Below are 23,200 nucleotides of genomic sequence, written 5' to 3' on the forward strand. Positions count from 1 at the left end.
AATTACTTTTATATAGAAACGAGGAAGTATATGATGAATTTATTTGCAAACTCCAGTTCCAACTGGGTAAAATATGATAAATACGAATGGAAAAAGGCAGACAATGGAACTCTCTATATCACTCCCACAGAGGATGCAAAGCCATCCCTTTACAATCCGGTTAAAGAATATCAGGATATGGTTCTGGCTGCCATTAACATAGGCACTCTTGCCATGAAGGAAGAACCGAAAGAATCCCTTCAGGCTTCTATTATTGATTTTGCCTGCAATTATGGTTTGCTCGGACTTATGACCGCATTACCTACCACACCGGAGTTTATTACATATGAAGCAGTATATTTACCAAAGAACCATTTTATCAGGGAAGAAAGTCTTAGCACAGAAAAGTACCTGTCCTACTTTTTTCCTTTTGATAATATTGATTTTGTAAAGCATGGTGTTGAATCTTCATGGAGTACTGACAGTTCGGAAATGATTGCATTGATTATGGCGATGAAGAACAAACCGCAGGCAGTTCTTATGAGCTTTCAGAAAGAATATGCAGAACGCTATGACTGGCTTGTGACAGTATTCAGAGATTGGGCATTTACCTTTTTCTCAAGTTTTCTGTATTATCAGGATTATGACCGGTTAGATGAAAACGAAAGAAATCTGTACCGACAGGGAATGGCTGTATTTGGCGGTATTGCACCAACTTATCACATAGAACTGCTGGACAAACCTACTATTGTGTGGGAATTCCACTCATTACTGCTTGGTATCCAAATGATGTTTTCATTTATGCTTACCGATGATAACTCTACTCTGAAAGTATGCAAGCACTGTGGCAGTGCCTTTGTAGCAACCAGAAGCAATATGGAATTCTGCTCTCCTCAATGCAAGAACCAGTACAATGTGTATAAGAGCAGGGCGAAGAAAAAGGAGGATTAAGTCTATGAATAACTCAAATATCATTATGTACACAACCGAAGACGGACTGACCAAGATAGAGACAACTTTTGAAGATGATACAGTATGGCTGTCACTTGACCAGATGGCTGAATTGTTTCAGCGTGATAAATCAACCATATCCCGCCACATCAAAAAAATCTTTGAAGAAGGGGAATTACAGCGAAATTCAGTTGTTGCAAATTTTGCAACAACTGCCGCAGACGGTAAAATCTACAATGTAGATCACTATAACCTTGATGTCATCATCTCCGTTGGATACCGTGTAAAATCCCATCGTGGTACACAGTTTCGTATCTGGGCTATGGGAATTTTAAAGGAATATATGAAAAAAGGATTTGCTCTGGATGATGATCGCTTAAAACGATTGGGTGGCGGCAATTACTTTGATGAACTGCTTGCCCGTATCAGAGACATCCGTTCTTCTGAAAAAGTATTTTGGAGAAAAGTGTTAGAAATCTATGCGACCAGTATCGATTATGATCCTCATGCTGAAGCCTCTGTCCAATTTTTCAAGCAAGTTCAGAACAAAATGCACTGGGCAGCCCACAAACACACCGCTGCTGAAGTAATCTATCAGCGTGCTGATGCAGAAAAGGAAAATATGGGACTTACTTCATGGAGTGGTGATACCATACATCGTTCTGATGTGGAAGTTGCCAAAAACTATCTCTCGGAAGCAGAACTGGATGCCCTAAACAAAATCGTTACTGCGTACCTTGACATTGCCGAAGTCCATGCCCTTAATCAGGAGCCTATGTATATGAAGGACTGGCTGGAAACCATTGACGATTACTTGAAAATGACCAGAAGGGATATACTTACCACCAGCGGTCATGTCAGCCATAAACAGGCTATCGAAAAGGCTCATGCTGAATATGATAAATATAAAAACCGACTGGAGGATAGCCTTTCTCCGGTGGAGAGAGATTTTATTAAAAACATTGGAACCTTGGAAATGATTGCGGATTCGCAATCATAATTCGAAAGGTGGATTGCCCCACACTCATTTTAGGGCAATCCATCTCATTTCTCTGTATCCTTTCAATTTTCCGCGATTTATCAACCTCAAATAAATGCGTGCTTATTTAATCATACTTTAAACGAATCTATCCACTTCTGGGCTTCTATTCCTGGATCATAATCTTCAAGTGCACTCAATTCTTCCCCATATCTATAATTTGAATCAAATGCACCGGAAGCAACATTATATACATACCTAAATTCTTGAGGCATAGGCATATCGTATTCTTTACATATATCTTCAAGTTCAGGTATAATTTCATCCTCTATCACATCAAATATCTCTAATATATCTTTATCCGATATACCCGCTTCAAGATTACCAAGTATTGAGCCTTTTACTCCGAAGGCACATGTTTCCATTGCTGACCATTCATCCGATTGAATGAAAACATATATTGTATCTACATTATCACCTATAACCTCTAAAAACATTGATATTATTTCTGATTGTTTTTCTGTAAATGCATCTTCAAAAATCATAATTGCCCCTTCAGCAAATTTAGAATTTCAGCTTTCCCTTACCAAGTAAGACAAAGTCTGTTCCCTTTGTCATCATATTCTGTATTCCAATAATGCGGAGCATTCACTTTCGTATAAATTAAAGCCTACTCCCATATTATTTTTGTCCTGCCTATACTTTTTTCCGGTGCAAAATAGAATTTTACAAAATCGCCTTCCTTTACGTTGTGTTCTTCCTGTTCTGATTTTGTTATTGCTACATCTGCAATTGTAATTTTATTATATTCATTATTTTGCAGTACCTCGTTAAACCATAATAGCCTTATGTCTATTTTATTTCCTTTATCCTTCATTTTCGCTACCATTGCTTTTTGTACCCATGCATTTTTCTCAACAAAATTCACTTCTGTTGACATTAAAATATTTCTCTGCTCCTCTGTTAATTTAGAAACCATATCTATGCGTTCTTTACTGTCTTTTCCTGCCACTATAAAAACTACGGCAATAAAAATAACTACTACAACTGCTACAATTAAGTATGGCATAAAACATTCCTCCTGCTTAATTCCATTTCCAAGCTTTAATAACCTGAATAAAGGAAATTTCATTTTCCCTTATTTTAACACATCAATTACAGATATTCTATCCTCAAAACTTGTAAATTTTATCTTTTCATAAAATTCTGCTTCATCGAATCCGAACAAATTCTCTGAATTCTCATATTCTTCATCCGTCGGTTCTATGATGAATGCAGGAGTCAATGACACCCCTTTTAGGAATTCATCTTTTATTCTAAGCATAGTCACGCACCCTTTTTTGTCATTCTTACCTAACTCCATTGCTTCCCTTAATCACAATCAACATTCAATCTAAATTTTCCACAATGAATACATCTGAACAAATATCCAGCCAGGGAACCGCCCTTTTCTAACATTTCATTATCAAAGTCCATTCCCTCTACTTTTTTGTATTCTTCAATAATACTTACTAAATTCATCTCTTTTAATTCCGCATATCCTACATCACCTAAATACTCACAATAGTCATCGCAACATGCCAACCAATATTCGCCTTGCCAAGAACAATATCCCGGTGTTCGCCTAAACAATTCAGTCCTTTTCTCCTCATCTGATATTTCCTCTGCGTATTGGATAAATTCACCATCATACTTTTCTGCTGCCTTACCATTTGCCACACATTCCATGCAAATACAATCCACTTCTCCACTGCAGTACATAGTTGACACATACACATCTGTTTTGTTGCCACAACACTGGCATACATTATTATCGAACTGAACTGCATCTAAAACTTTTTCTTTATCGTAAACATTAGGATGATATTTAAATTTGGGTAATTTCAAAGAATTATCATTCATTTTTGTATCCTCTTCATCTTCACAACTACATCAACTCCGGACAGTTCTCTACATACTCAGAAAACAGACCCCCACCAATCTCATAATCTCTTAATGCAACTTCCTTGCTACTCATAACCTCAGGGTTCAGTTCGTCAGGCAGAATACAAAGCAGACATTCTTCATCCGACATCGGTAAGTCATATTTGGAAATGCCGTACTTTTCATTAAAAACCCTGCCATTTACCACATAAATTTTCAGATGCTCATTCATAAGCAAGCGCTTCTGATTTAATGTTTCACTATAAAATCGGTTATATAAAAAATCAAGCATCTCGTCACTTGGCTTTGAAAAGTAGCAAAGTGCAGTCTGGGAATTGAGCAAATCAAGAAATGCTATATCCTTCACATAAATAAGCTCACACCGTTTTGCACCATCTGGTACTTTGTAAAATGTGCGCTTTACGTGGTTTTTCCACAGACAGTAAATCCAGACATCGACATAAAACAATAAAAATGCCAAAAAAGGTAAACCGAAGTATGTCAGGACACACGTACCACCAATAAACAAAACGATCATAGTTATAATAACAGCCACACCTTTTGCCGAGCCATATATATGTATATACCATTCTTCGATGTATTTGTACCGATAGGATTCTTCTATCTCTGCAGGGTCTTTCATTTTTTTCCTGCATTTAATTACAAAAGGCGACAGAGTTATAATCGCAAAGGCAAGCATTGCCGAAAGTACAATAAATGCATAGCTTACCTGCTCATTTTCCAAATTAAACCAAACATACAGACAATCAACCGCCAATATGAAAAAACCAATGTATTGCCAAAATAAATACGGATGCTTTTTTATGAATTTCATTCTATACTTAAATTCCCTTTCCACTCCAATATACCTATTACAACTTATCCCACACCCAATCGGGTGCTGAATAATGAATATTCAAATTGATAGATTTAACCCCCTGTAACTATGTCGTCCAAATATCTTCCAAACACCATATGCTCATACGAAAACTGCTCCGTATTTTCTGCATTGATATTCAGATCGCCCATAGCGATACATAAAATCTGCGTATCATCATTTACTTTGCAGGCAAATCGCTGATTCCACAGCTTTCCTGTAAGGTAATACAGTTTAAGTTTGCCTTCCGGCAATGCATTCATGCCGATTAACCAGTTGTACAGAATATTGAAAAATTCTTCATCCGGAATAGCTTCCATTCCAATAGTAAGTGCAGATTCCTCGTACAGTTGATTCAGAATCTCTACCTGTTTAACATCTATCTTTTCTATATTTTCCGCTCCCACAGGCACCGAATACAGCAGCTTCATAATACGTTTTTTCCTTAGCAAAGCATATGTAACAGCTGCTCCAAAGCATAAAAAAATTACAAGGAGCATGATAACTCCTGCTTTTACGTTCGCTCCCATCAAGCCAAATGCAGCTATAGTCAAAATGAGACACAAAAAAAATATTGTTCCAAATATCACATCAAAACGTTTCTGATTTTTGTTGTTTCTGTTTCTTGTGTTATAGGCTCTAAACAGGGCATCTTTTATACTCTTGTTAATTGTGTTCATAATCTCACTTACTACTTTCTATCATTATTCTGTTCAAAAAAACTCACCAATTCTTACACAAATAAACGGCTTTCCAATACCATTTGGACATTTCTGTGCTTCAAAAAAGCAATCTATACTTTTGCGAATTTCCTGTGCAAGTTATTTTCTAAAGCCGATTGTTGTACAGATTGCCAAGGCTGTTATCTATCTCATATCCGCACACACCATTTTGCCCTTAGAATCCACATCTACATCAATCTCATGTCCGCCAAATACATAGCCATCATCATATCCTATAGTATAGGAACCATTTTGATTCACAAAGATGTATTTCATGCGTTCTTTTAATGCGTTTGCAAATTCTTCCGGTGTAGAAAAATGAATTTCACATTCATCTTCATAGTCTTCCAAGCACTCCAAAGCAGCGTCATACAATGCTTCATCAGCTGCAATATATTCTCTAAATGCTTCATCTCTTGACACAATATGCTCCACAAAATCTCTTGCAACAGCCAAAGGCTTTTTCCAGGTTGCTTTACTGCTCCACTCTACCTCAATATAAATCGTAATATCATTACCTAAAAAATGATACGTTCCTTCAAACAGCCCTTCTGATTTCTCTAACACCAATTTCCCCAAAACATCATCTTCTAAAACAATCGGTGCCAGATATTTTTCCTGCTTTTTATCAAGCTTTGTTCCGGATACATTTTCTTCTAATACCTCTTTTACATACAAAAATGCAAGTTCCCCAAAGGTACTATACTGTAATCTTCCCAAAACCTTATAAATCACACCATCTTTAAATCTGTTAAAATATTCGCTGTTTTCATTCTGTGCCTCATACTCCTGATTTGATATAGGCCATGTCATAATCTTTATCTTCTTTACCACACAATCAGCATTTATATCATATATTGCAACAGCAGAACATGTAATAATATGATACTTTTCATTCTTGCTCAAACGTGAAGAACCACCGTTTCCAGCAAGGACATAATACAAGCTCTCCTCGCCATCAAATTTATTATCTTTCTGATAGATTCCATTCATATCCATACACATTCCTCCTACTTAATTCCCTTACCAAGCAAGGCAAAGTCTATTCTCTTTGTCATCATATTCTGCATTCCAATAATGCGGGTCATTTACTTCCATATAAGTTATACCCGGGATATCCGTCCTAACCTTCGTCTTTAGTGTCTTATTTAGAAAAATAAATGTTGTTTCATCACTATCACTGAAACGACCTCTATAGGTTTCACGTATTGTATTTCCAGCCTCAAGCTCTGCCAGCAAAATATCATATAGTTTACTATGAGATTTTTTAAATCTCCGGATATTATTCCATTCATAAAGAAGCTTCTTAAGATCTTCGGTACTTACGCAAAGAGGCTCGTAATCGTCAACCAAATAACATGTTATAACGGTAATTTCCTTTTCTATGTCCGCAGAAAAAACATTTCCAGCCGTATTATATATTTCAGCTTCACCGTCAATCACTATGTCTACACTTCTTTCCATCAAATCCGGAAAATCAATAAGACAGCCAAGCAGTGCTTCATACTCATTCGAAAGAGCAGGGCGAATTATTTTGTTTCCATCATCAAAGGTTTGCACATCATATGTATGTTGAATCAATTTCTTCTTTCTCCTATCACATTTCTTTGGCACAGGCTCAATATATAAACTTCAAAATGTCACGTGCTACATACTTTCTTTAATTTCTCCATACCAGCTCATCAATTCTGACACAGGGGATATTCCACTTTTGGTATAGTCATCATAACGATAGGACGCATCAAATTTATGAGTTGCAACATCAAACTCCAGCTTATATTCATTCGGACATTTTTGTTGGTACATATCACACAACTCAACTAGCTTACTAATATCTTTTGTTCCAATTGATAAAAATTCATCAGAGGCTTCATCATCAGCAAAATTACCGGCAGGTATGACCCTATCTCCTTTGACAAAAATAGCATTGAACATTTTCTGTGATGCATCCTGATAAATATAGATATATATTTTATCAACGCATCCGCCCGTATATTCCATACACAGAGAAACAAATTCTGACTGTAAATCAGTGAACGCATCTTCAAAAACCATATCAACATCTCCTTCATTAGCCGCAAAGCCTGTACATCTTATCTTTTCATTAAATTCTGCTTCATCGAATCTGAACAAATTCTCTGAAATTTCATATTCTTCATCCATCGGTTCTATGATGAATGCAGGAGTCAATGAGACTCCTTTTAGGAATTTTTCATATACCATTCTGTTATCCAAATCAAGATGTTCAGATTGTAAAAAATCATTTATAAGCTCCGATGTATTCGAACCGTATTCATCTCTCTGGTAATCTTCTATAAACTCCTCAAAACCATCAAATACTTTTTTCGTAATTGGAATATATTTGTACCATAATAGTATATTTATAAAATCATCTACAGAAGCTGCGATATATCCGGCTCCACCTTCCGAATCAATCATGGAAACATATTGATTATCCACCAATACACATACTCCACCATCACCATCACTGGCAAATGGAATAAGTTCATAATTCTGTTTACAGCCACCCTCCATTAGAGATTCCAAGTCATCCTGTAATTCGTTAGGTTTCCATATTTCCAATCCACATTTCCAATATATTTCATCCTTAAGCTCGGTGCTATTATTTATCCTGTCCAAGTAATAAAATAGTTTTTCTTTCTGTGTCATTTTTCAATCCTCCTTTTCTGCTGCAAAATCTACTGCTTAAATGCGAAAGTTTCTTATTTTTTAGACTTCAAATGAGCAGAGTACAACATATCCAAAAACAAAGAAAATGAATCCGCAATCTAAATTATAGCAAATCCGATGCTATATATTTTGAATCGCAAAGCTTTCTCCTATTCCATCCTTTTGCGTATTTCCCTTGCAGGTTACTGTCTACCATAGCTATAACTGCCTGATTATCATCAAGTTCTCTGATTACCACAGGCATTACATCAAGACCTGCCCATTTACTGGCAGCCTTTCTTCTATGCCCGGCAATCAGCTCATAGCCGCCTTCTGCTCTCGGTCTTGCCAATGCTGGAACAATGACACCCTCTTTTTCAATACTCTGCATCAGCTCAAAAAGTGCCATATCATTTTCTACCTTAAAGGGATGCCCCTCAAAGTCGTGTAAATCCGCAATGGGAACCATCTTTATATCCGTTTCAGCCATTGCATTGTGGTCTTGTTGCGAACAAGAATACAATTCTTCCTTTTTCTTCATAAATTCAATTACCTCCTAAAAAATACTGTTTGCCAGATAATCTCTGTCAAAACAAAACGAGCCGCTTATTTTCAAAATCACTTGAAAATAAGCGGCTCAAACCTCTTTGTTACCTTATTGAATTGTTAGTTATTATTGATGAAATATGAACGATAGATTTTTGTGTTTCCGAACTACACCTTCACAACCACTTGGACATTTACTCCGTTGGAAATTGCCTTTTTCTTCTCTTTTCGGTCACTTTGTGAAAACAGGACATGTCGCTCAAAGTGCCTAAATTCAAGGAGTTTCAGGTATTTTTCCTTTGGAGCAATGTCACGCACTCTACATGCCCGCTATGGCAAAACTGATCAACAACCGCCACCTTTTTCGCCTCATACCCCTTCTCCTGAAGTATCTTCACATCCCTCGCCAGGGTTGCCGGGTCGCAGCTCACGTAGACGATACGCTCCGGTGCCATGTGGATCAGAGTGTCCAGAAGTACCTGATCGCAGCCCTTTCGCGGTGGGTCTACGACCACAACGTCCGCGTGGGAGCCGTCGCCACCCTTCTTATATATATCTGGAACGACTTCCTCGGCCTTGCCGACGAAGAACTCGGCATTTGTGATCCCGTTGATCTCGGCGTTATGTCTTGCGTCATCTATAGCCTGTGGAACGATCTCCACTCCGTATACCTTCTTTGCCTTCTGTGCGAGGAACAATGATATGGTTCCTATTCCGCAGTACATGTCCCACACGGTCTCATCGCCTGACAGGTCCGCATACTCCAAAGCCTTGTTGTACAGGACATTTGTCTGGACAGGATTTACCTGATAGAAAGACAATGGGGATATCTGATATTTGATGTCGCCGATATAGTCCGTGATGTATGACTGTCCCCAGAGGGTTATGCACTTATCACCGAGTATCCGGTTCGTATTCTCCATGTTGACGTTCAGGCAAATGGATGTCATGCCGTCTATCTTAACCAGTTCATCTATCAAAGCCTCGCTGTGCGGAAGCTTGTTGCCATTTGTCACAAGACACACCATGATCTCTTTGGTGGTAAATCCGACTCTGATAAGGATATGTCTGACCAGACCTCTTCCGGTCTCCTCATCGTAGGTTGATATGTGATTGTCCTCAATGAAGCTTCTGACGATAGCAACTATCTTGTCATTTATAGACGCACCGATAGCGCAGCTCTCTGTGTCTATGATATCGTGGCTTCTTCCAGCGTAGAATCCGATGACAACATCGCCGTTCTTGTCCCTTCCGACAGGGAACTGTGCTTTATTCCTGTAATGGAATGGATTGTCCATGCCGTAGGCTGGCTTTTCCATGATGGCTTCCACGTTCTCCATCTTGCCGATCCTCTGCAGACAGTTTTTCACCTTGTTCCACTTGTATTCGAGCTGCTGCTCATAGGAAACCTGCTGCATGGTGCATCCGCCGCACCTCTTCGCTTTGTCGCACACCGGCTCCACACGGTATGGAGATGGTGTGATGAGCTTCATCAGTCTTCCATAGGCTATGTTCTTCTTCACCTTGACGATCTTCACCTCCGCCAGATCGCCCACCACGGCATCCTTGACAAATACAGTCATGCCCTGAACATGTCCAATGCCCTCTCCATCATTGCCCATGTCCTCGATGAGTACCTGGTAGTTCTCATTTTTGACAAGTGTGACCTTATCAACATTCGCCATATTCCGGATCGATGTTTTTACGCACGAGCCAACATTCGATTCATCTGTTCCAGATGTTCTAACAACTGAACTGGCATTATTCACTGCCTCCCCGGTATTTTTTCTCTGCACACCATTTACTCGTCTGTTGTTCTTAGGGCTTCTATTGTTCCTAATATTTGACATACACTATCTCTCTTCCTATTGCCGTTATTAATTATCCGACGTCTTCCTTATATTAGACTGCAATGCTCTGTTGAAGCCCAGCCAGCCATTGTTGTCCTTTGCCGCATCCAGCTCCTGGATAAATGTCTGAATCTTGGCGTCTGTGTTGTCCGCCATGGACAGTGCCAGAGCCTCGATGAGTGCCGGCTTCTTTGGTGAGCCGTACTCAAGCTCCCCGTGGTGAGCCAGTATGCAGTGCTCCAGCTCATTTGCCGCCTTGGCAGGGAAATTGTCTATGGTATTGATCTTATCGCGGATCATCATCGTTCCCATGACTATGTGTCCCAGAAGCTGACCTGCGTCTGTGTAGTCGTTCTCAGGGAACTTGGAGATCTCGTAGACCTTGCCAATGTCGTGGAGAAGTGCCGCTGTAATCAGCAGATCCCTGTTGAGCACCGGATAATATGTGGTGTAGTAGTCACACATCTTTGCAACTGCCAGTGAATGCTCAAGTAAGCCTCCTATGTATCCATGGTGTATAGATTTTGCCGCTGAATGATTCTTGAATTCCTTGACAAATGCAGGATCCTCGGCGAAGAATTTCTTCAGAAGCACCTTGTAATAATCCTTGTCGAGTGATTCCACGAGAGCCATAAGATCCTTGTACATCTGCTCTATATCTTTCTTGGTACACGGCATATAATCAGCCTCTGAGTATTCTCCCTCATCTGCAATACGAATCTTCTTGATATTGAGCTGAAGCTCATTGTTAAATGATGTGACCTGACCATCCACCTTGATAAAGTTCTTTGACTCAAAGTGTCCTATCGCATTGCTCAGCTCCCAGACCTTTCCGGCTATACTTCCTGTCTTATCCACAAGCTCCAGGTTGTAATATGTCTTTCCTGATTTTGTAGTTCCTGTCTGCTTGTTCTTGCAGAGATAGACATTCGATATCATGTCGCCTTCGTTGAAATCTGTTATAAATACCATTTTTCTTTTCCTCTTTCTATGTTTAATTATTATTGTATGCTTTAATTTTAATCATATATAAGAATACAATAGGCGGTTATGAAAATCCAGTATTTACTGAACATTTCCACAACCGCCTATATTACTATATTCCCCCACATCACATCTTATCATACTCATGAAGCTTATCTGAAGCAGCCTTCCCATTCTTCCGTGATTCTTCCCTGTCAAGCTTTCTCACTCCAAACAGCCCCTTGATGACAAATGCTATTCCCACGCAAAGTGTTCCAAGGATCAGTGTGAGCTCAAGTCCTGACATATATCTCAGTGAAACATTCAATGATATTATGATGCATACAAAGAATGCTATACAAAGTCCTGTGAACACAAGTCCTGTTCCCATGTTCGGCTTAACCAAAAGTGCGATAAATGCGATGACCAGCAGGACAATAAAGATTCCTCCAATATTCACACCACCACCTATACGAAACAGTGAACTTAAAAGTCCCCAGTCGGACACGACGACATTCTTAAGAAACATCACACCGCCTGCTATCATCAATACTATCCCCAACAAAAACTGCAATAACTCTTTCATCCGCTTTTTCTCCTCTTCCTTTTGTAATACGTAACTCTCTTTGTCTTAAGTCATATATCGCTTTATTTTTCCCAGATCAAACTGTATTTTATAATATCAGCTTTGTGTTCCTCCCGCAACCACAGCCGCTGAATTAATCAGGGAAAATGTGCCTATTTCTACACCTGCAATATGTTGACGCTCTATAATTATAAGGGGTATAATCAATTATGTATGTGTAGAATTAGAGACTTTATGTATATTTAATTATGCTTTTCATGCACTTATCATGTTTAGTACCTATCCGATTCAAAATCTACATATTATATACATAAAATATAGAACACGACATTAAAAACAAATAAGGAACACAGAAAATGAATCTAAGAACATTAAGAGTTATAGAATACAACAAAATAGTTGAGATGCTGACAACATTTGCCTCATCACCCATGGCGAAGAGGAAGTGTCAGCGCATAAAGCCCCGCAAAGACCTCTCCATGATCGAGACGCTCCAGCAGGAGACAAGGGATGCTCTCCGCCGTCTGAACACACAGGGCAATCTGTCATTTGCAGGACTTAAAGATATCGGAGCATCTCTAAAGAGACTTGAGGTTGAGGGAATCCTCACAACCGCAGAACTGCTTGATGTGGCAAGCATGCTGGACCTCGCACTCACCGCCAAGAGATATGGTGAGAACGAAGGCACCAGCATGACAGATACGAGAAGACGCAGCAAGGAGCAGATCGAGGAGGAGAAGGCCTCCAACAAGATGCTGGGATTGAGCATGAACCCGGATGGCACCACATGTCCGGACAGCCTGCGCACGAGATTTCTGGAGCTCATGCCTCTGGAGCATCTGTCCAGAGAGATCCACAGATGCATAATTTCCGAGAACGAATTTGCCGATGACGCTTCATCAGGGCTCAAGGCCGTGCGAAGGAACAAGCGTCTGACAAATGAAAAGCTGCACAACCAGCTTGCAAAGCTTGTCAGCGATACCAGCAAGCAGACCATGTTCCAGGATAACCTGGTAACCATGAGAAATGGCAGATACTGTATCCCGGTCAAGGCCGAGTACAAGAACCATTTTCCTGGTATGATACACGACCAGTCGTCGACCGGAGCAACAGTGTTCATCGAGCCTATGGCCATCGTGAACCTGAACAACGAGCTGAAGGAGCTGGACAATCAGGAGCTTGCCGAGATTGAGAAGATACTTGAATCTCTGTCAGCGCAGACCGCAGCGGAGATCGAATACATAAAATACGACTTCGACACTCTGGCTGAACTGGATTTCATCTTTGCAAGAGCTTCATTTGCAAGAAGCTACAAGGGAACCGAACCGGTATTCAACACCGATGGGATCGTCGATATAAAGCAGGGAAGACATCCGCTGCTGGAGAAGCACACCGTCGTACCTGTGGACATCAAACTGGGTGAGGACTACAACCTCCTCATCGTGACCGGTCCTAACACCGGTGGTAAGACGGTATCGCTTAAGACTCTGGGACTCTTCTCACTCATGGGACAGTCCGGACTTCATATTCCGGCACTTGACGGTTCAAGACTGAATGTATTTGACGACGTATTTGCCGATATCGGAGATGAGCAGAGTATAGAGCAGAATCTATCCACATTCTCATCCCACATGAGCAACATCGTGTACATACTGGATCACGTAACTCCGGGCAGTCTGGTCCTCTTCGACGAGCTGGGCGGCGGTACGGACCCTATAGAGGGTGCAGCACTTGCCATCGCCATCCTGTCACACCTGAACGACATGGGTGTCAGATGTATGGCGACCACACACTACAGTGAGCTCAAGACATTTGCCATGAGCACACCGGGTGTCGAGAATGCAAGCTGCGAATTTGACGTGGCAACACTCCAGCCGACATATAAACTGATGATTGGTATTCCTGGAAAGTCAAATGCTTTCGCCATAGCGAAGAAGCTTGGAATCGACGATAGCATCATCGAGAGCGCCAAGGCCAATATCGACAGCGATACAGTTGACTTTGAGACCCTGATTGCGGATCTTGAGAGAAGCAAGAGGGAGATTGAACAGGACAAAGCCGACATTGCAAGACTCAAGGAGGATGCAAAGCAGCTTCAGGAGCGCGCACAGATGAAGGATACAGAGCTCTCAGACAAGAAAGCCGAGATTCTGGCAAAGGCGCGCCAGGAGGCATCCGAGATCATAGAGGAGGCGAAGGCTGAGGCCGATGCCGCCATCAGGAAATACAACAAATGGACCACTAACCCGGCAAAGGCCGATGCCAAGGCGATGGAGGCCGAGAGACAGAAACTCCGCGCGAAGATCAACGACCTCGGCAGGATGAACGAGGAGAAGCGCAAGACTGTAAAGTCAGATCACAAGGCATCCGACTTCAAGGTTGGCGATACCGTACATGTTATCAGCATGGATTCCGAGGGAACCATCATGGCACTGGCTGACTCCAAGGGTAAGCTGAAGGTCCAGATGGGTATAATCAGCGCGGCTCTTCCACCTACTGATCTTCTGCTGGTTGAGCATGAAAAGAAGAAACCGCAGAAGGCCACAGTCACAGGTGGCAAGAGCATGAACAGGATGATGAATATCAAGCCTGAGATAAATGTACTCGGTATGACGGTCGACGAAGCCACATCACTTGTGGATAGATTCCTTGATGATGCCCTTATGGCTCATCTGCACAGAGTCACCATCATCCACGGAAAGGGCACCGGAGCCCTCCGAAAAGGAATACATCAATTTCTGAAATCACAGCCACATGTCAAGTCCTTCCGTCTCGGAGAATTCGGAGAGGGTGATGCGGGAGTCACCATAGTGGAACTTTAAAATAATGCTTCAACAATGAAATCGGTGTACGCCTTCGGATTTTTTACAAACTATATTATTATAAATTTACTGGGAGGGTTATATATATGAGCAAAAATAATATTCTCATCGTTGACGACGACGAGAACATCGCAGAGCTTATATCACTCTACCTCAACAAAGAGTGTTATGAGACCGAGATAGCCGCAAGCGGAACGGAAGCTCTACAGTTATTTGAGGAATATTCACCTGATCTGGTTCTCCTGGATGTCATGCTTCCGGGAATGGATGGCTACCAGGTGTGTACAGAGATAAGAAAGACATCGAACACGCCTATCATCATGCTCTCTGCCAAGGGTGAAGTATTCGACAAGGTGCTGGGGCTTAAGATCGGTGCAGATGATTATATCGTCAAGCCATTTGACTCAAATGAGCTTGTGGCAAGGGTCGGCGCCCTTCTCAGAAGGTCAGCCATGACTGAGAGTGCACAGAAGCAGCCACAGAGCGCAGCTTACGATGTCACAAGTGCGGACCATGTAGGTACATTTGTGGAGTATGACGGGCTGGTCGTAAATATCTCCAACTACACTGTAACCTTTGAGGGACACAATCTCGAGATGCCGCCAAAGGAGCTGGAGATCCTCTACTTCCTCGCCAGCAGACCAAATCAGGTATTTACCAGAGAGCAGCTTCTGGACAAGCTGTGGGGATACGAGTATGTGGGCGACACTAGAACCGTGGATGTACATATCAAGAGACTTCGTGAGAAGCTGAACAACAATCATAACTGGAGCATTGCCACTGTATGGGGCATAGGCTACAAGTTTGAATGGAGATCATAATGAAGAAAACAGCATTTGACAAAATCGTGGTCGGATTCGTAGTGCTGGTTGTGATCATATTTGCACTGCTCATGGTGTACAGTATATCAACAGCACAGAATTCTGTTCTCTCAGAGCGCAAATCCACCATGAAGAACGAGATCACAATGCTTGCCGACGGCGCCATGACTGATTACAGCAACGGAGCCATTGACAGCAAGGAATTATACAAGGAGCTTCAACATGCGGCGGATACCCTGGACATGGGAATCTGGCTCACCGATGAACGCAGCAACATTATTTTCAGGTCGGGAAGCTCTTCAGGAAGCAGTGAATCCGGTGGGTCTTCCAAGGATTCAGATTCACACAGCAGCACAAATGACAACCTCAAGAATTATGTGGAACCGGATGAATTGTTTGCATCATTCTGCTTCGAGGATACATTTGGCGGCTATTTCTCGGAGGACACTCTGGTGATCGGCCAGCCTCTCTACTCGTGGAACAATTACATGGGAACTATCATCCTGACATCACCTATGACATTCAAGCAGGATATAAAGAGCAGGATGCTTTCAACGACATTTGTGCCATTCCTGATCCTCATGCTGATCGCCATGATCGCGCTTATGCTCATGTCAAACAGCCTGCTCAAGCCTATACGTGAGATCATCAAGACGTCCAAGTCATACGCCCAGGGTAACTTCAATGCCAGGGTAAATGTGACCGCGAAGAACGAATTCGGCGAACTTGCGAGATACATGGAGGAGATGGCAGATGAGCTGAGCCGTTCAAATGAGTACAGGAAGTCATTTATATCAAATATATCCCATGACTTCAGATCGCCACTCACATCCATCAAGGGTTACATAGAGGCCATGCTGGACGGCACTATTCCACTGGAAAAGCATGAGAAGTACCTCGGCATAGTGTTAAATGAGGCACAGAGACTGACCAAGCTGACACAGGGACTTCTGGAGCTGAACAACTTTGACTCATTTGACCTGCAGCTTGACAAGTCCAACTTCGATATCAGGGATATCATCACACCGACCATCAACACATTTGAGAAAAGGTGCAAGGACAGGGGAATTTTCCTGGACAGCGTATTCCTCACCGACAACACAGTGGTATACGCCGACAGAACCAAGATACAGCAGGTTATATACAATCTGGTTGACAACGCCATAAAGTTCACACCTGAGGGACGCCAGATCAGGGTTCAGGTGACTGAGAAGGACAACAAGATATATACAAGCGTCAAGGATGAAGGCGTGGGAATTCCAAAGGATGCCCAGAAGAAGGTATTTGAGAGATTCTACAAGACGGATCCGAGCCGTGGCAAGGACAAGACCGGAACCGGACTGGGACTGGCCATAACCAAAGAGATCATCAAGGCTCACGGCGAGCAGATCACCCTCACATCCGAGGAGGGCGAGGGAAGCGAATTTATCTTCTCTCTTCCTAAGGAGAAGGATATGCAGGTGCCTATCAAGCCTGTGCATGTCGAGCACACTGAACACCACTCCGATACAGACATATCATCGTCTGGCGTGAAGAGCAATGGCAAATTCAGGATCAAAGATTCATAACATATCGCAGAATATTAAAGCCCGGGTATTACCCCAGAGAATGTCTCTGTTGTAATACCCCGGCTCTATTTATTTCACTTTACATTTCCTACCATCTATCCACACATTTTTCACCTGTGAAACATCTATCGGCTTAGTGAAGTTCAACTCCATTCTCTGTATGCTGTCGCCATCACCGGTCTTGCCGATTCCATATACTACATCTTTCAATTCTTTATTGTCTGTCATCTCAAGTATTATATTCTCCAGCGAGTCATCATCGACCGCCGCATTTTCAGCAATGTCAATGGTTATGCCCTTTGTATTTATTGTACATTTTTCAATGCCATCTATGCCGGATACATCCACACTATGTCCCTGCATATCATCCTGAACCTTAAACTGTAAGGTCCAAGGGCCATCCACCTCGTCTGCTACATAGGTGACCGCGCCATCACTTGATTTATTTTTGTTGAACAGGGTAATGCTGTTACATCTCATGGTGATGACATCCCCCACCTTGTATGCATTTTTCTTTTTTAACTTGTATACAATATCAGACATTGTCTGCTTGTTCGTGAGCGAGATTCCATCGCCAGGAGCCGTGCTGCCCGCATATTCACTGACGATGTTCGCACCGCCTTCTATTATCTGCATCTGAGCATCAAAGCTCTCATATTTTTCTGTGTCAAAGTCATCGTATGTTATCACCATCGCAATGTTGACCTGATTGCCATCCACTGCTACCTTCTTCAGATCAAAGCTTACTTTTGCATCGGACTCGGTTATCACCTTTACACTGCCCTTATACTCGTTATTTATGTAGCTCTCGTCCACATATTTTGATGGAATAACACTTCCTGTCTCCCTGCTCAGACTGTCAAAAAACCATGCCAGCGAGCCGTTCTCTGCCGCATATGTCAGTCCGCCTCCCGACAGGATCAGAACAGCCGCCACTGCCGCTGCCGCCGTCTTCCATCCATGATTTCTTCCGGTTTCCCTCGCCTTCACCTTGTGCCTGAGCCTCTTCACACAGGCATCCTTCTCTTCATCCGACATATCCATGGTCTCAATGTCCACATTTACATCGTTCATAACATCATATACATTTCTGTCTTTTCCGTTTTTCATGATCATTCACCGCCTTTACACTTGTTTCAATCGACTTCTTGCTCTGGACATTCTGCTGTAGATAGATGATGAAGATACCCCATAATCTTCCGCTATCTCATCTACACACTGGTCATCCCAGTAGTACCTCAGAATGATGTCCCTGTCTTCGTCCGACAGACCACTCAGCAGCTTTTCCATGCTGTCCGATATCTCCTCATTGAGTATCTCCAGCAGGTTGTCATTTGCAAGCTTGTTCTCATAGTCTGCTATGTCTTCCTCCGAACATCTTCTGCTGTATCTTCTCAGATAATCTATGGATCTGAATCTTGCAATTGCCGTTATCCAGCTTCTGAACGAGCCTTTGCTCTCGTCAAATCTGTCTATATTGTTCCATACATCCAGAAACACATCGTCCATGCACTCTTCAATTTCCTCCGGCATGCCCGAAAGATTCTTGTACACAGCAGCTTTCACCTGCCCTCCATATTCCTGAACCACAAACTCCAGAGCTTTCTCATTATGCCGTTTCAGCTTCGATATATAATTGTTCCTAGTTACCATATCATTCACCTCCCCGTGTGTTTCTAATATATATTCCGATCAAAATCTGTGTTTTCTTGCGGTAAAAGCGATTTTTTTTATAAAAAAGCTGCCAGTTTTTTGAATTATACTGACAGCCATCTCTTTAATTATTATATTTGTTATTCATTTCCTTTACAGCCTCACCGATCTGGGCTCTGAGCTCTGTGGGATAAATGACCTCCACCGAGGTTCCATACTGCATCGCCCAGTGCGCCATCGCCTGACGGCTGCACACAAGCCGCACGTAAGTTACATCATCATCAGTCTCCCTGAAGCCTTCGTACTGTCTGGCTATATTTTCATCGACCACATCAAAGTTTCTTCCAAACCAATCCACCACATCCGATATGGCAGCCTTTCTGACACGCATCACTATGGTCACCGGCTCATCGGCAAACATATAGATATGCTCAGCCATATGCTTTGGAAGGTTGAGTCCATGCTCCATTCCCTTTACCTCTGTGCGGTTCTTCACAGGCCTGTCAACTATCTGGACCTGTGTCATCTTATCCACTCTGTAATTCGACAGATTGTCATACTTGTCGTAATTGCAGATGAGGTAATACTTTCCGTCATTCGCCACCATCTGATACGGATTGACTACGTACGGCTCCTCCCGCCTCGGATGAAGCTTCTTGTCCTCACCATAATTATTGTAAACAAATGATATCTGCTTCTTCTCAGATATGGCATCGTCTATCATTCCCACGTTGAACAGTGTCTGCTTGTTGCTGGTGTGCTCGAGACCCGGAAGACTGCTCACATGCGTCATCTTGTTTGTAAAATATATATTTGACAGACCTGCTATCTTGTCTATGAGCTGACTTGCCTGACCAGCCGGTATGGTCTTGGAGAACAGGATACTGTCTATCATCATTCGAAGCTCTGCATCGTCAAACTCGTGGTTGTAATACCAGTTCGACGTGAGTATCTCCTTTGTGCCATCCTTCTTTTCTCGCTCAGTCTCGGTGTACTCAATGTCATAGCCATAATCCACCAGACAGTTGAGATTTGCCTTTACGGATTTTCTGTCCACAGTTATATCATAATCCTCTTTGAGCTTCGCAATGATATCCTTCTGATCCATGGTGTGGTCACAGTCCGTATATTTCTTCAGTATATCCAGAATGCATATGTTCAGCATCTTTTTTCCACTTGTAGGATACGCCATGTATATTCCCCCTCTATCACTACATGTCCCAACTAAGACGATGTAGATTTCCCGCTTCCTCTAGACCTGGGAAATCATTCTGTCTGAGTGCTTCATACAGCACTATTGCCACAGAGTTGCCCAGATTCAGTGAACGAATGTCTGGGAACATCGGAATCCTGATAGATGTATCCTTATAATCAACCAGGATCTCCTCAGGTATACCCGCGCTCTCCTTGCCGAACATGATGTATGCGTCATCCTCAAACTTCACATCTGTATACTTCTTCCTGGCTTTGGTTGTCGCCATGTATATCTTTGCTCCGGGATTCTTTGCAAGGAAATCCTCGAAATTCACATACGTTGTCACATCCAGCTTGTCCCAGTAATCAAGCCCGGCACGCTTCAGCTGTTTCTCATTTATCTGGAAGCCCAGCGGCTCTATGAGATGCAGTCTTGCGCCTGCTGCCACACATGTTCTTCCTATGTTGCCTGTATTGGCCGGGATCTCCGGCTCATGTAATACTATATTTAGCATACTACTCCTCCTATAAAAACCTTGGCGGTGTAAGAAATCTCCTCTCGTCGTCGTGCACCACAACCCTATCGCTTTTTTCCGTAAGATGGCCTATGACTGAAGCCTCATATCCTGCCTCATAGAGCTTATCAGCCAGCAATTTTCCATCCGGAACTACGAAGAGTGCAGAACCACAACCATCTATCATATACGGATTATCCCCGGTGTGCTCACATATCTCTATTGTTTCCTGAAGTATCGGTATATTGTCATGACATACCTCAAGCCCGCACTTCAGCGCATCTCCCATCTCCCAGAGAGCTGCAAATACGCCGCCCCTCGATATGTCGTGTGAATATATACAGCCATGATCTAATGCTATGTCAACCTGGCCGCCAAGCAGTATAAGCTGCTCGAGCTGCTCCACAGGTCTCAGATAGCTCTCCGAATACCTCTCAAAAAGTTCCTTCTGATTGTCATAGTAGAGCTGCAAAGTTCCCCCAACGCCAGTCTGTCCACACATAACAATGTCCATACCGGCCAGTCGTTTTGATCCACACAGGTCTAAATCATCATATCCTGCATGTTCCTGACCTACAGATATTCCCATCATTGTCAAACTTATAATTGGCTCGGCAACAGCACTGTTCACCTCAGTATGTCCCGTCACTATGTCAACGCCGTACTCCGCACATATGCCCGCAAGCTTTCTGAGCAGTTTCTTCATGCGTCGTTCATCGTCATCAGGCATAACTATGGTATCTACTGCCGCCCATGGCATATATCCGCCAATCCTTATACTGTTGTAAAGTCTCGCTATATCAAGTCTGAGTCCCATATACCCGCTGTCACAGCACACACCAGCCGCAACATTCACGCTTTTAGCTGCGCCGGTGTCTCCGCTACCCCCATCACGCAACAAGAGCCGGGCATAGTCATCTCCTATTCCGGCTCTTGTCACATCGTCGTGGACAGTACGTGGCAGACTCTTAAGTATCGATCGCACCGTCTGGTGCTCTCCAAACTTTCCTCTCATATCTACTCTCCAATTCGACCTGTTTTCCTATTAGAATGCTGAAACTAAAAGTGTAACAACCATAGCGATACACAGAACCACAACAATTATTCTGGATACCAGTGTCTTACCTTTCTTGCTGCTAAGATCTATCATCTTTCCACACTCCTTATCAAAGTATCTTGCTCTACAAAATTAACTTAATAATAACAAAATATAAACCGTAGTTCAACAGCAATTATTTTTACAATCCCTGCCCCTTAAGGTAGTTGATAAACTGCTGTGCAGTACGTCCGCTTATGCCGCCATGTGCAAGCTCCCACTTGTTTGCCTCTGCGCAGAGCTCCTTCTCGTCCATGGTGATGTGCTCCTTCTCAGCAAGTCCCTTGACGATCTCAAAGTATTCCTTCTGTGAAGGTGCGCTGTAGCTGATCGTGACTCCGAATCTGTTGACCAGTGACAGCTTCTCCTGAATGGTATCACTTCTGTGAATACCATTGTTATTCTCCATATCATTCCTGTCGTTCCATGTCTCCTTGATGAGATGACGGCGGTTGGATGTGGCATATATGAGCACATTGTCAGGTCTGATCTCAAGTCCACCCTCGATGACAGCCTTGAGGTACTTGTACTCTATCTCAAATTCCTCAAATGAAAGGTCATCCATGTATATGATAAATCTGTAATTTCTGTTCTTGATAAGCGATATGACCTGCGACAGATCCTGGAACTGATGCTTGTATATCTCTATCATACGAAGTCCTCTGTCATAGTACTCGTTGATGATCGCCTTGATCGTGGTTGACTTTCCTGTTCCACTGTCACCAAAGAGAAGTGCATTGTTCGCCTTGCGGCCCTCCACAAATGCCTCAGTGTTGTCCACGATCTTCTTCTTCTGGATCTCATATCCGATGAGATCATCCAGCATGACATCCTCTGTGTTATTTATAGGTACAAACTCCAGATCTCCATGCTCACGGGTGATCCTGAACGCTTTGTTGAGACCGAACATACCAACACCATATGCCTTGTAGAATGATGTCACTATGTCAAATATCTGGTCCTCGTTCTCAGCCTCCTCTATCGCATTGCTGACAGCCTGAACCTTCTCGCTGACATTCTTATTGTACATTCTCTCCTTCTTGCCAATAGACCTATAGTTGTTGATAGTTGAGAAACAGTCTATTCCAAGTGCGCTCTCTATCTCTGAGAAATCAAAGTCGAACAGCTTCTTGAATATCCTGAAATCATTCTTGGCGAAATAATTAACGGTTCCGTCATTTGCTCCTACCTTCTCACTTGTTATACTGAATGAGTTCTCATTGGTGATAAGTATAAATGCCAGATAGTTGTGCCACAGATTCTTGTCGAATCCATAGCTGGTCGCAAGATCGAGCAGTCTCTTGATCTGATCGTATATGCGGGCACACAGCTCCGCATTCTCACACCTCTTGAGATCAAAATCCTCAAATATTCCAGACAGCTTCATAAGTATGCTGTCCTCTCCTAGATCTCTGTATAAAACCAATTTCGCTATGTCTCTGTACATGTGTATATCCTTCTTTCTGAACGGCTATATGTATCACC

General features: G+C 42.4%; 24 protein-coding genes. 5 read left to right on the forward strand and 19 right to left on the reverse strand.

Annotated elements, in window-relative coordinates; genetic code table 11:
• Positions 1-30 precede the first annotated feature (30 nt).
• Both GT575_RS01060 and GT575_RS01065 read left to right on the forward strand, forming a co-directional pair.
• Positions 31-930: a hypothetical protein gene (locus tag GT575_RS01060; protein ID WP_055271924.1), complete on the forward strand. Its 900-nt coding sequence runs from the start codon at positions 31-33 to the stop codon at positions 928-930.
• A 4-nt stretch (positions 931-934) separates the two neighbouring features.
• Positions 935-1,930, forward strand: a complete 996-nt coding sequence (locus GT575_RS01065; RefSeq protein WP_022215857.1) for a virulence RhuM family protein — start codon at positions 935-937, stop codon at positions 1,928-1,930.
• Between the two features lie 110 nt (positions 1,931-2,040).
• Here GT575_RS01065 and GT575_RS01070 read toward each other — a convergent pair whose 3' ends face one another.
• From GT575_RS01070 to GT575_RS01130, 13 genes are all read right to left on the reverse strand, one after another.
• Positions 2,041-2,454: a hypothetical protein gene (locus GT575_RS01070; RefSeq protein ID WP_022215858.1), complete on the reverse strand. Its 414-nt coding sequence runs from the start codon at positions 2,452-2,454 to the stop codon at positions 2,041-2,043.
• A gap of 125 nt (positions 2,455-2,579) precedes the next feature.
• The gene (locus GT575_RS01075; protein WP_022215859.1) at positions 2,580-2,978 is read right to left on the reverse strand and encodes a hypothetical protein; all 399 of its coding nucleotides are present in this window, start codon (positions 2,976-2,978) and stop codon (positions 2,580-2,582) included.
• 69 nt (positions 2,979-3,047) lie between these two features.
• Positions 3,048-3,233 (reverse strand): hypothetical protein, encoded by a 186-nt coding sequence (locus GT575_RS01080; RefSeq protein WP_156329424.1) that lies wholly within the window; start codon positions 3,231-3,233, stop codon positions 3,048-3,050.
• 47 nt (positions 3,234-3,280) lie between these two features.
• Positions 3,281-3,811 (reverse strand): CbrC family protein, encoded by a 531-nt coding sequence (locus GT575_RS01085; RefSeq protein WP_022215861.1) that lies wholly within the window; start codon positions 3,809-3,811, stop codon positions 3,281-3,283.
• A 25-nt stretch (positions 3,812-3,836) separates the two neighbouring features.
• Positions 3,837-4,667 carry a hypothetical protein gene (locus GT575_RS01090; protein WP_022215862.1) on the reverse strand — a complete coding sequence of 277 codons (831 nt, stop codon included), beginning with the start codon at positions 4,665-4,667 and terminating at the stop codon, positions 3,837-3,839.
• A 95-nt stretch (positions 4,668-4,762) separates the two neighbouring features.
• A complete protein-coding gene (locus GT575_RS01095; RefSeq protein WP_156329426.1) occupies positions 4,763-5,140 on the reverse strand; it encodes a hypothetical protein in 378 nt (125 codons plus the stop codon).
• Between the two features lie 435 nt (positions 5,141-5,575).
• Positions 5,576-6,430: a DUF2262 domain-containing protein gene (locus GT575_RS01100; RefSeq protein WP_022215864.1), complete on the reverse strand. Its 855-nt coding sequence runs from the start codon at positions 6,428-6,430 to the stop codon at positions 5,576-5,578.
• A gap of 24 nt (positions 6,431-6,454) precedes the next feature.
• Entirely contained in the window at positions 6,455-7,012 is a 558-nt protein-coding gene (locus GT575_RS01105) for a hypothetical protein (protein WP_022215865.1), read from the reverse strand.
• 66 nt (positions 7,013-7,078) lie between these two features.
• Positions 7,079-8,101: a hypothetical protein gene (locus GT575_RS01110; RefSeq protein ID WP_021938297.1), complete on the reverse strand. Its 1,023-nt coding sequence runs from the start codon at positions 8,099-8,101 to the stop codon at positions 7,079-7,081.
• 124 nt (positions 8,102-8,225) lie between these two features.
• A complete protein-coding gene (locus GT575_RS01115) occupies positions 8,226-8,642 on the reverse strand; it encodes a ParB N-terminal domain-containing protein (RefSeq protein WP_161171322.1) in 417 nt (138 codons plus the stop codon).
• Positions 8,643-8,931: 289 nt separating this feature from the next.
• The gene (gene rlmD, locus GT575_RS01120) at positions 8,932-10,497 is read right to left on the reverse strand and encodes a 23S rRNA (uracil(1939)-C(5))-methyltransferase RlmD (protein ID WP_243147801.1); all 1,566 of its coding nucleotides are present in this window, start codon (positions 10,495-10,497) and stop codon (positions 8,932-8,934) included.
• Positions 10,498-10,524: 27 nt separating this feature from the next.
• Positions 10,525-11,469, reverse strand: a complete 945-nt coding sequence (locus GT575_RS01125) for a 3'-5' exoribonuclease YhaM family protein (protein WP_022216953.1) — start codon at positions 11,467-11,469, stop codon at positions 10,525-10,527.
• Positions 11,470-11,608: 139 nt separating this feature from the next.
• Positions 11,609-12,046 (reverse strand): hypothetical protein, encoded by a 438-nt coding sequence (locus GT575_RS01130; protein ID WP_022216954.1) that lies wholly within the window; start codon positions 12,044-12,046, stop codon positions 11,609-11,611.
• A gap of 356 nt (positions 12,047-12,402) precedes the next feature.
• On the opposite strand from GT575_RS01130, the gene GT575_RS01135 reads away from it, so the two are divergent.
• The 3 genes from GT575_RS01135 (at position 12,403) to GT575_RS01145 (ending at position 17,257) form a co-directional block, all read left to right on the forward strand.
• Entirely contained in the window at positions 12,403-14,868 is a 2,466-nt protein-coding gene (locus GT575_RS01135) for an endonuclease MutS2 (protein ID WP_161171323.1), read from the forward strand.
• Positions 14,869-14,954: 86 nt separating this feature from the next.
• Entirely contained in the window at positions 14,955-15,689 is a 735-nt protein-coding gene (locus GT575_RS01140; protein WP_015534659.1) for a response regulator transcription factor, read from the forward strand.
• Positions 15,689-17,257: a HAMP domain-containing sensor histidine kinase gene (locus GT575_RS01145; RefSeq protein WP_243147802.1), complete on the forward strand. Its 1,569-nt coding sequence runs from the start codon at positions 15,689-15,691 to the stop codon at positions 17,255-17,257. The genes GT575_RS01140 and GT575_RS01145 overlap by 1 nt, the downstream gene beginning before the upstream one ends.
• 69 nt (positions 17,258-17,326) lie before the next feature.
• On the opposite strand, the gene GT575_RS01150 is transcribed toward GT575_RS01145, so the two are convergent.
• The 6 genes from GT575_RS01150 to GT575_RS01175 all read right to left on the reverse strand — a co-directional run bounded on the left by GT575_RS01150 (position 17,327) and on the right by GT575_RS01175 (position 23,162).
• Positions 17,327-18,367 (reverse strand): hypothetical protein, encoded by a 1,041-nt coding sequence (locus tag GT575_RS01150; protein ID WP_015534657.1) that lies wholly within the window; start codon positions 18,365-18,367, stop codon positions 17,327-17,329.
• A gap of 15 nt (positions 18,368-18,382) precedes the next feature.
• On the reverse strand, positions 18,383-18,910 hold the full coding sequence (locus GT575_RS01155; protein ID WP_015534656.1) for a sigma-70 family RNA polymerase sigma factor: 528 nt from the start codon (positions 18,908-18,910) through the stop codon (positions 18,383-18,385).
• A gap of 124 nt (positions 18,911-19,034) precedes the next feature.
• Positions 19,035-20,102 carry a WYL domain-containing protein gene (locus GT575_RS01160; protein WP_161171325.1) on the reverse strand — a complete coding sequence of 356 codons (1,068 nt, stop codon included), beginning with the start codon at positions 20,100-20,102 and terminating at the stop codon, positions 19,035-19,037.
• 19 nt (positions 20,103-20,121) lie between these two features.
• Positions 20,122-20,619, reverse strand: a complete 498-nt coding sequence (trmL, locus tag GT575_RS01165; RefSeq protein WP_022216959.1) for a tRNA (uridine(34)/cytosine(34)/5-carboxymethylaminomethyluridine(34)-2'-O)-methyltransferase TrmL — start codon at positions 20,617-20,619, stop codon at positions 20,122-20,124.
• A 10-nt stretch (positions 20,620-20,629) separates the two neighbouring features.
• On the reverse strand, positions 20,630-21,634 hold the full coding sequence (locus tag GT575_RS01170) for an AIR synthase family protein (RefSeq protein WP_118649626.1): 1,005 nt from the start codon (positions 21,632-21,634) through the stop codon (positions 20,630-20,632).
• Positions 21,635-21,857: 223 nt separating this feature from the next.
• Positions 21,858-23,162, reverse strand: a complete 1,305-nt coding sequence (locus GT575_RS01175) for an ATP-binding protein (RefSeq protein WP_161171326.1) — start codon at positions 23,160-23,162, stop codon at positions 21,858-21,860.
• Positions 23,163-23,200 lie beyond the last annotated feature (38 nt).

Origin of the sequence: Coprococcus sp. BIOML-A2 (genome assembly GCF_009875795.1) — a bacterium.
In the GTDB taxonomy this organism is placed as follows: Bacteria; Bacillota; Clostridia; order Lachnospirales; family Lachnospiraceae; genus Coprococcus; species Coprococcus aceti.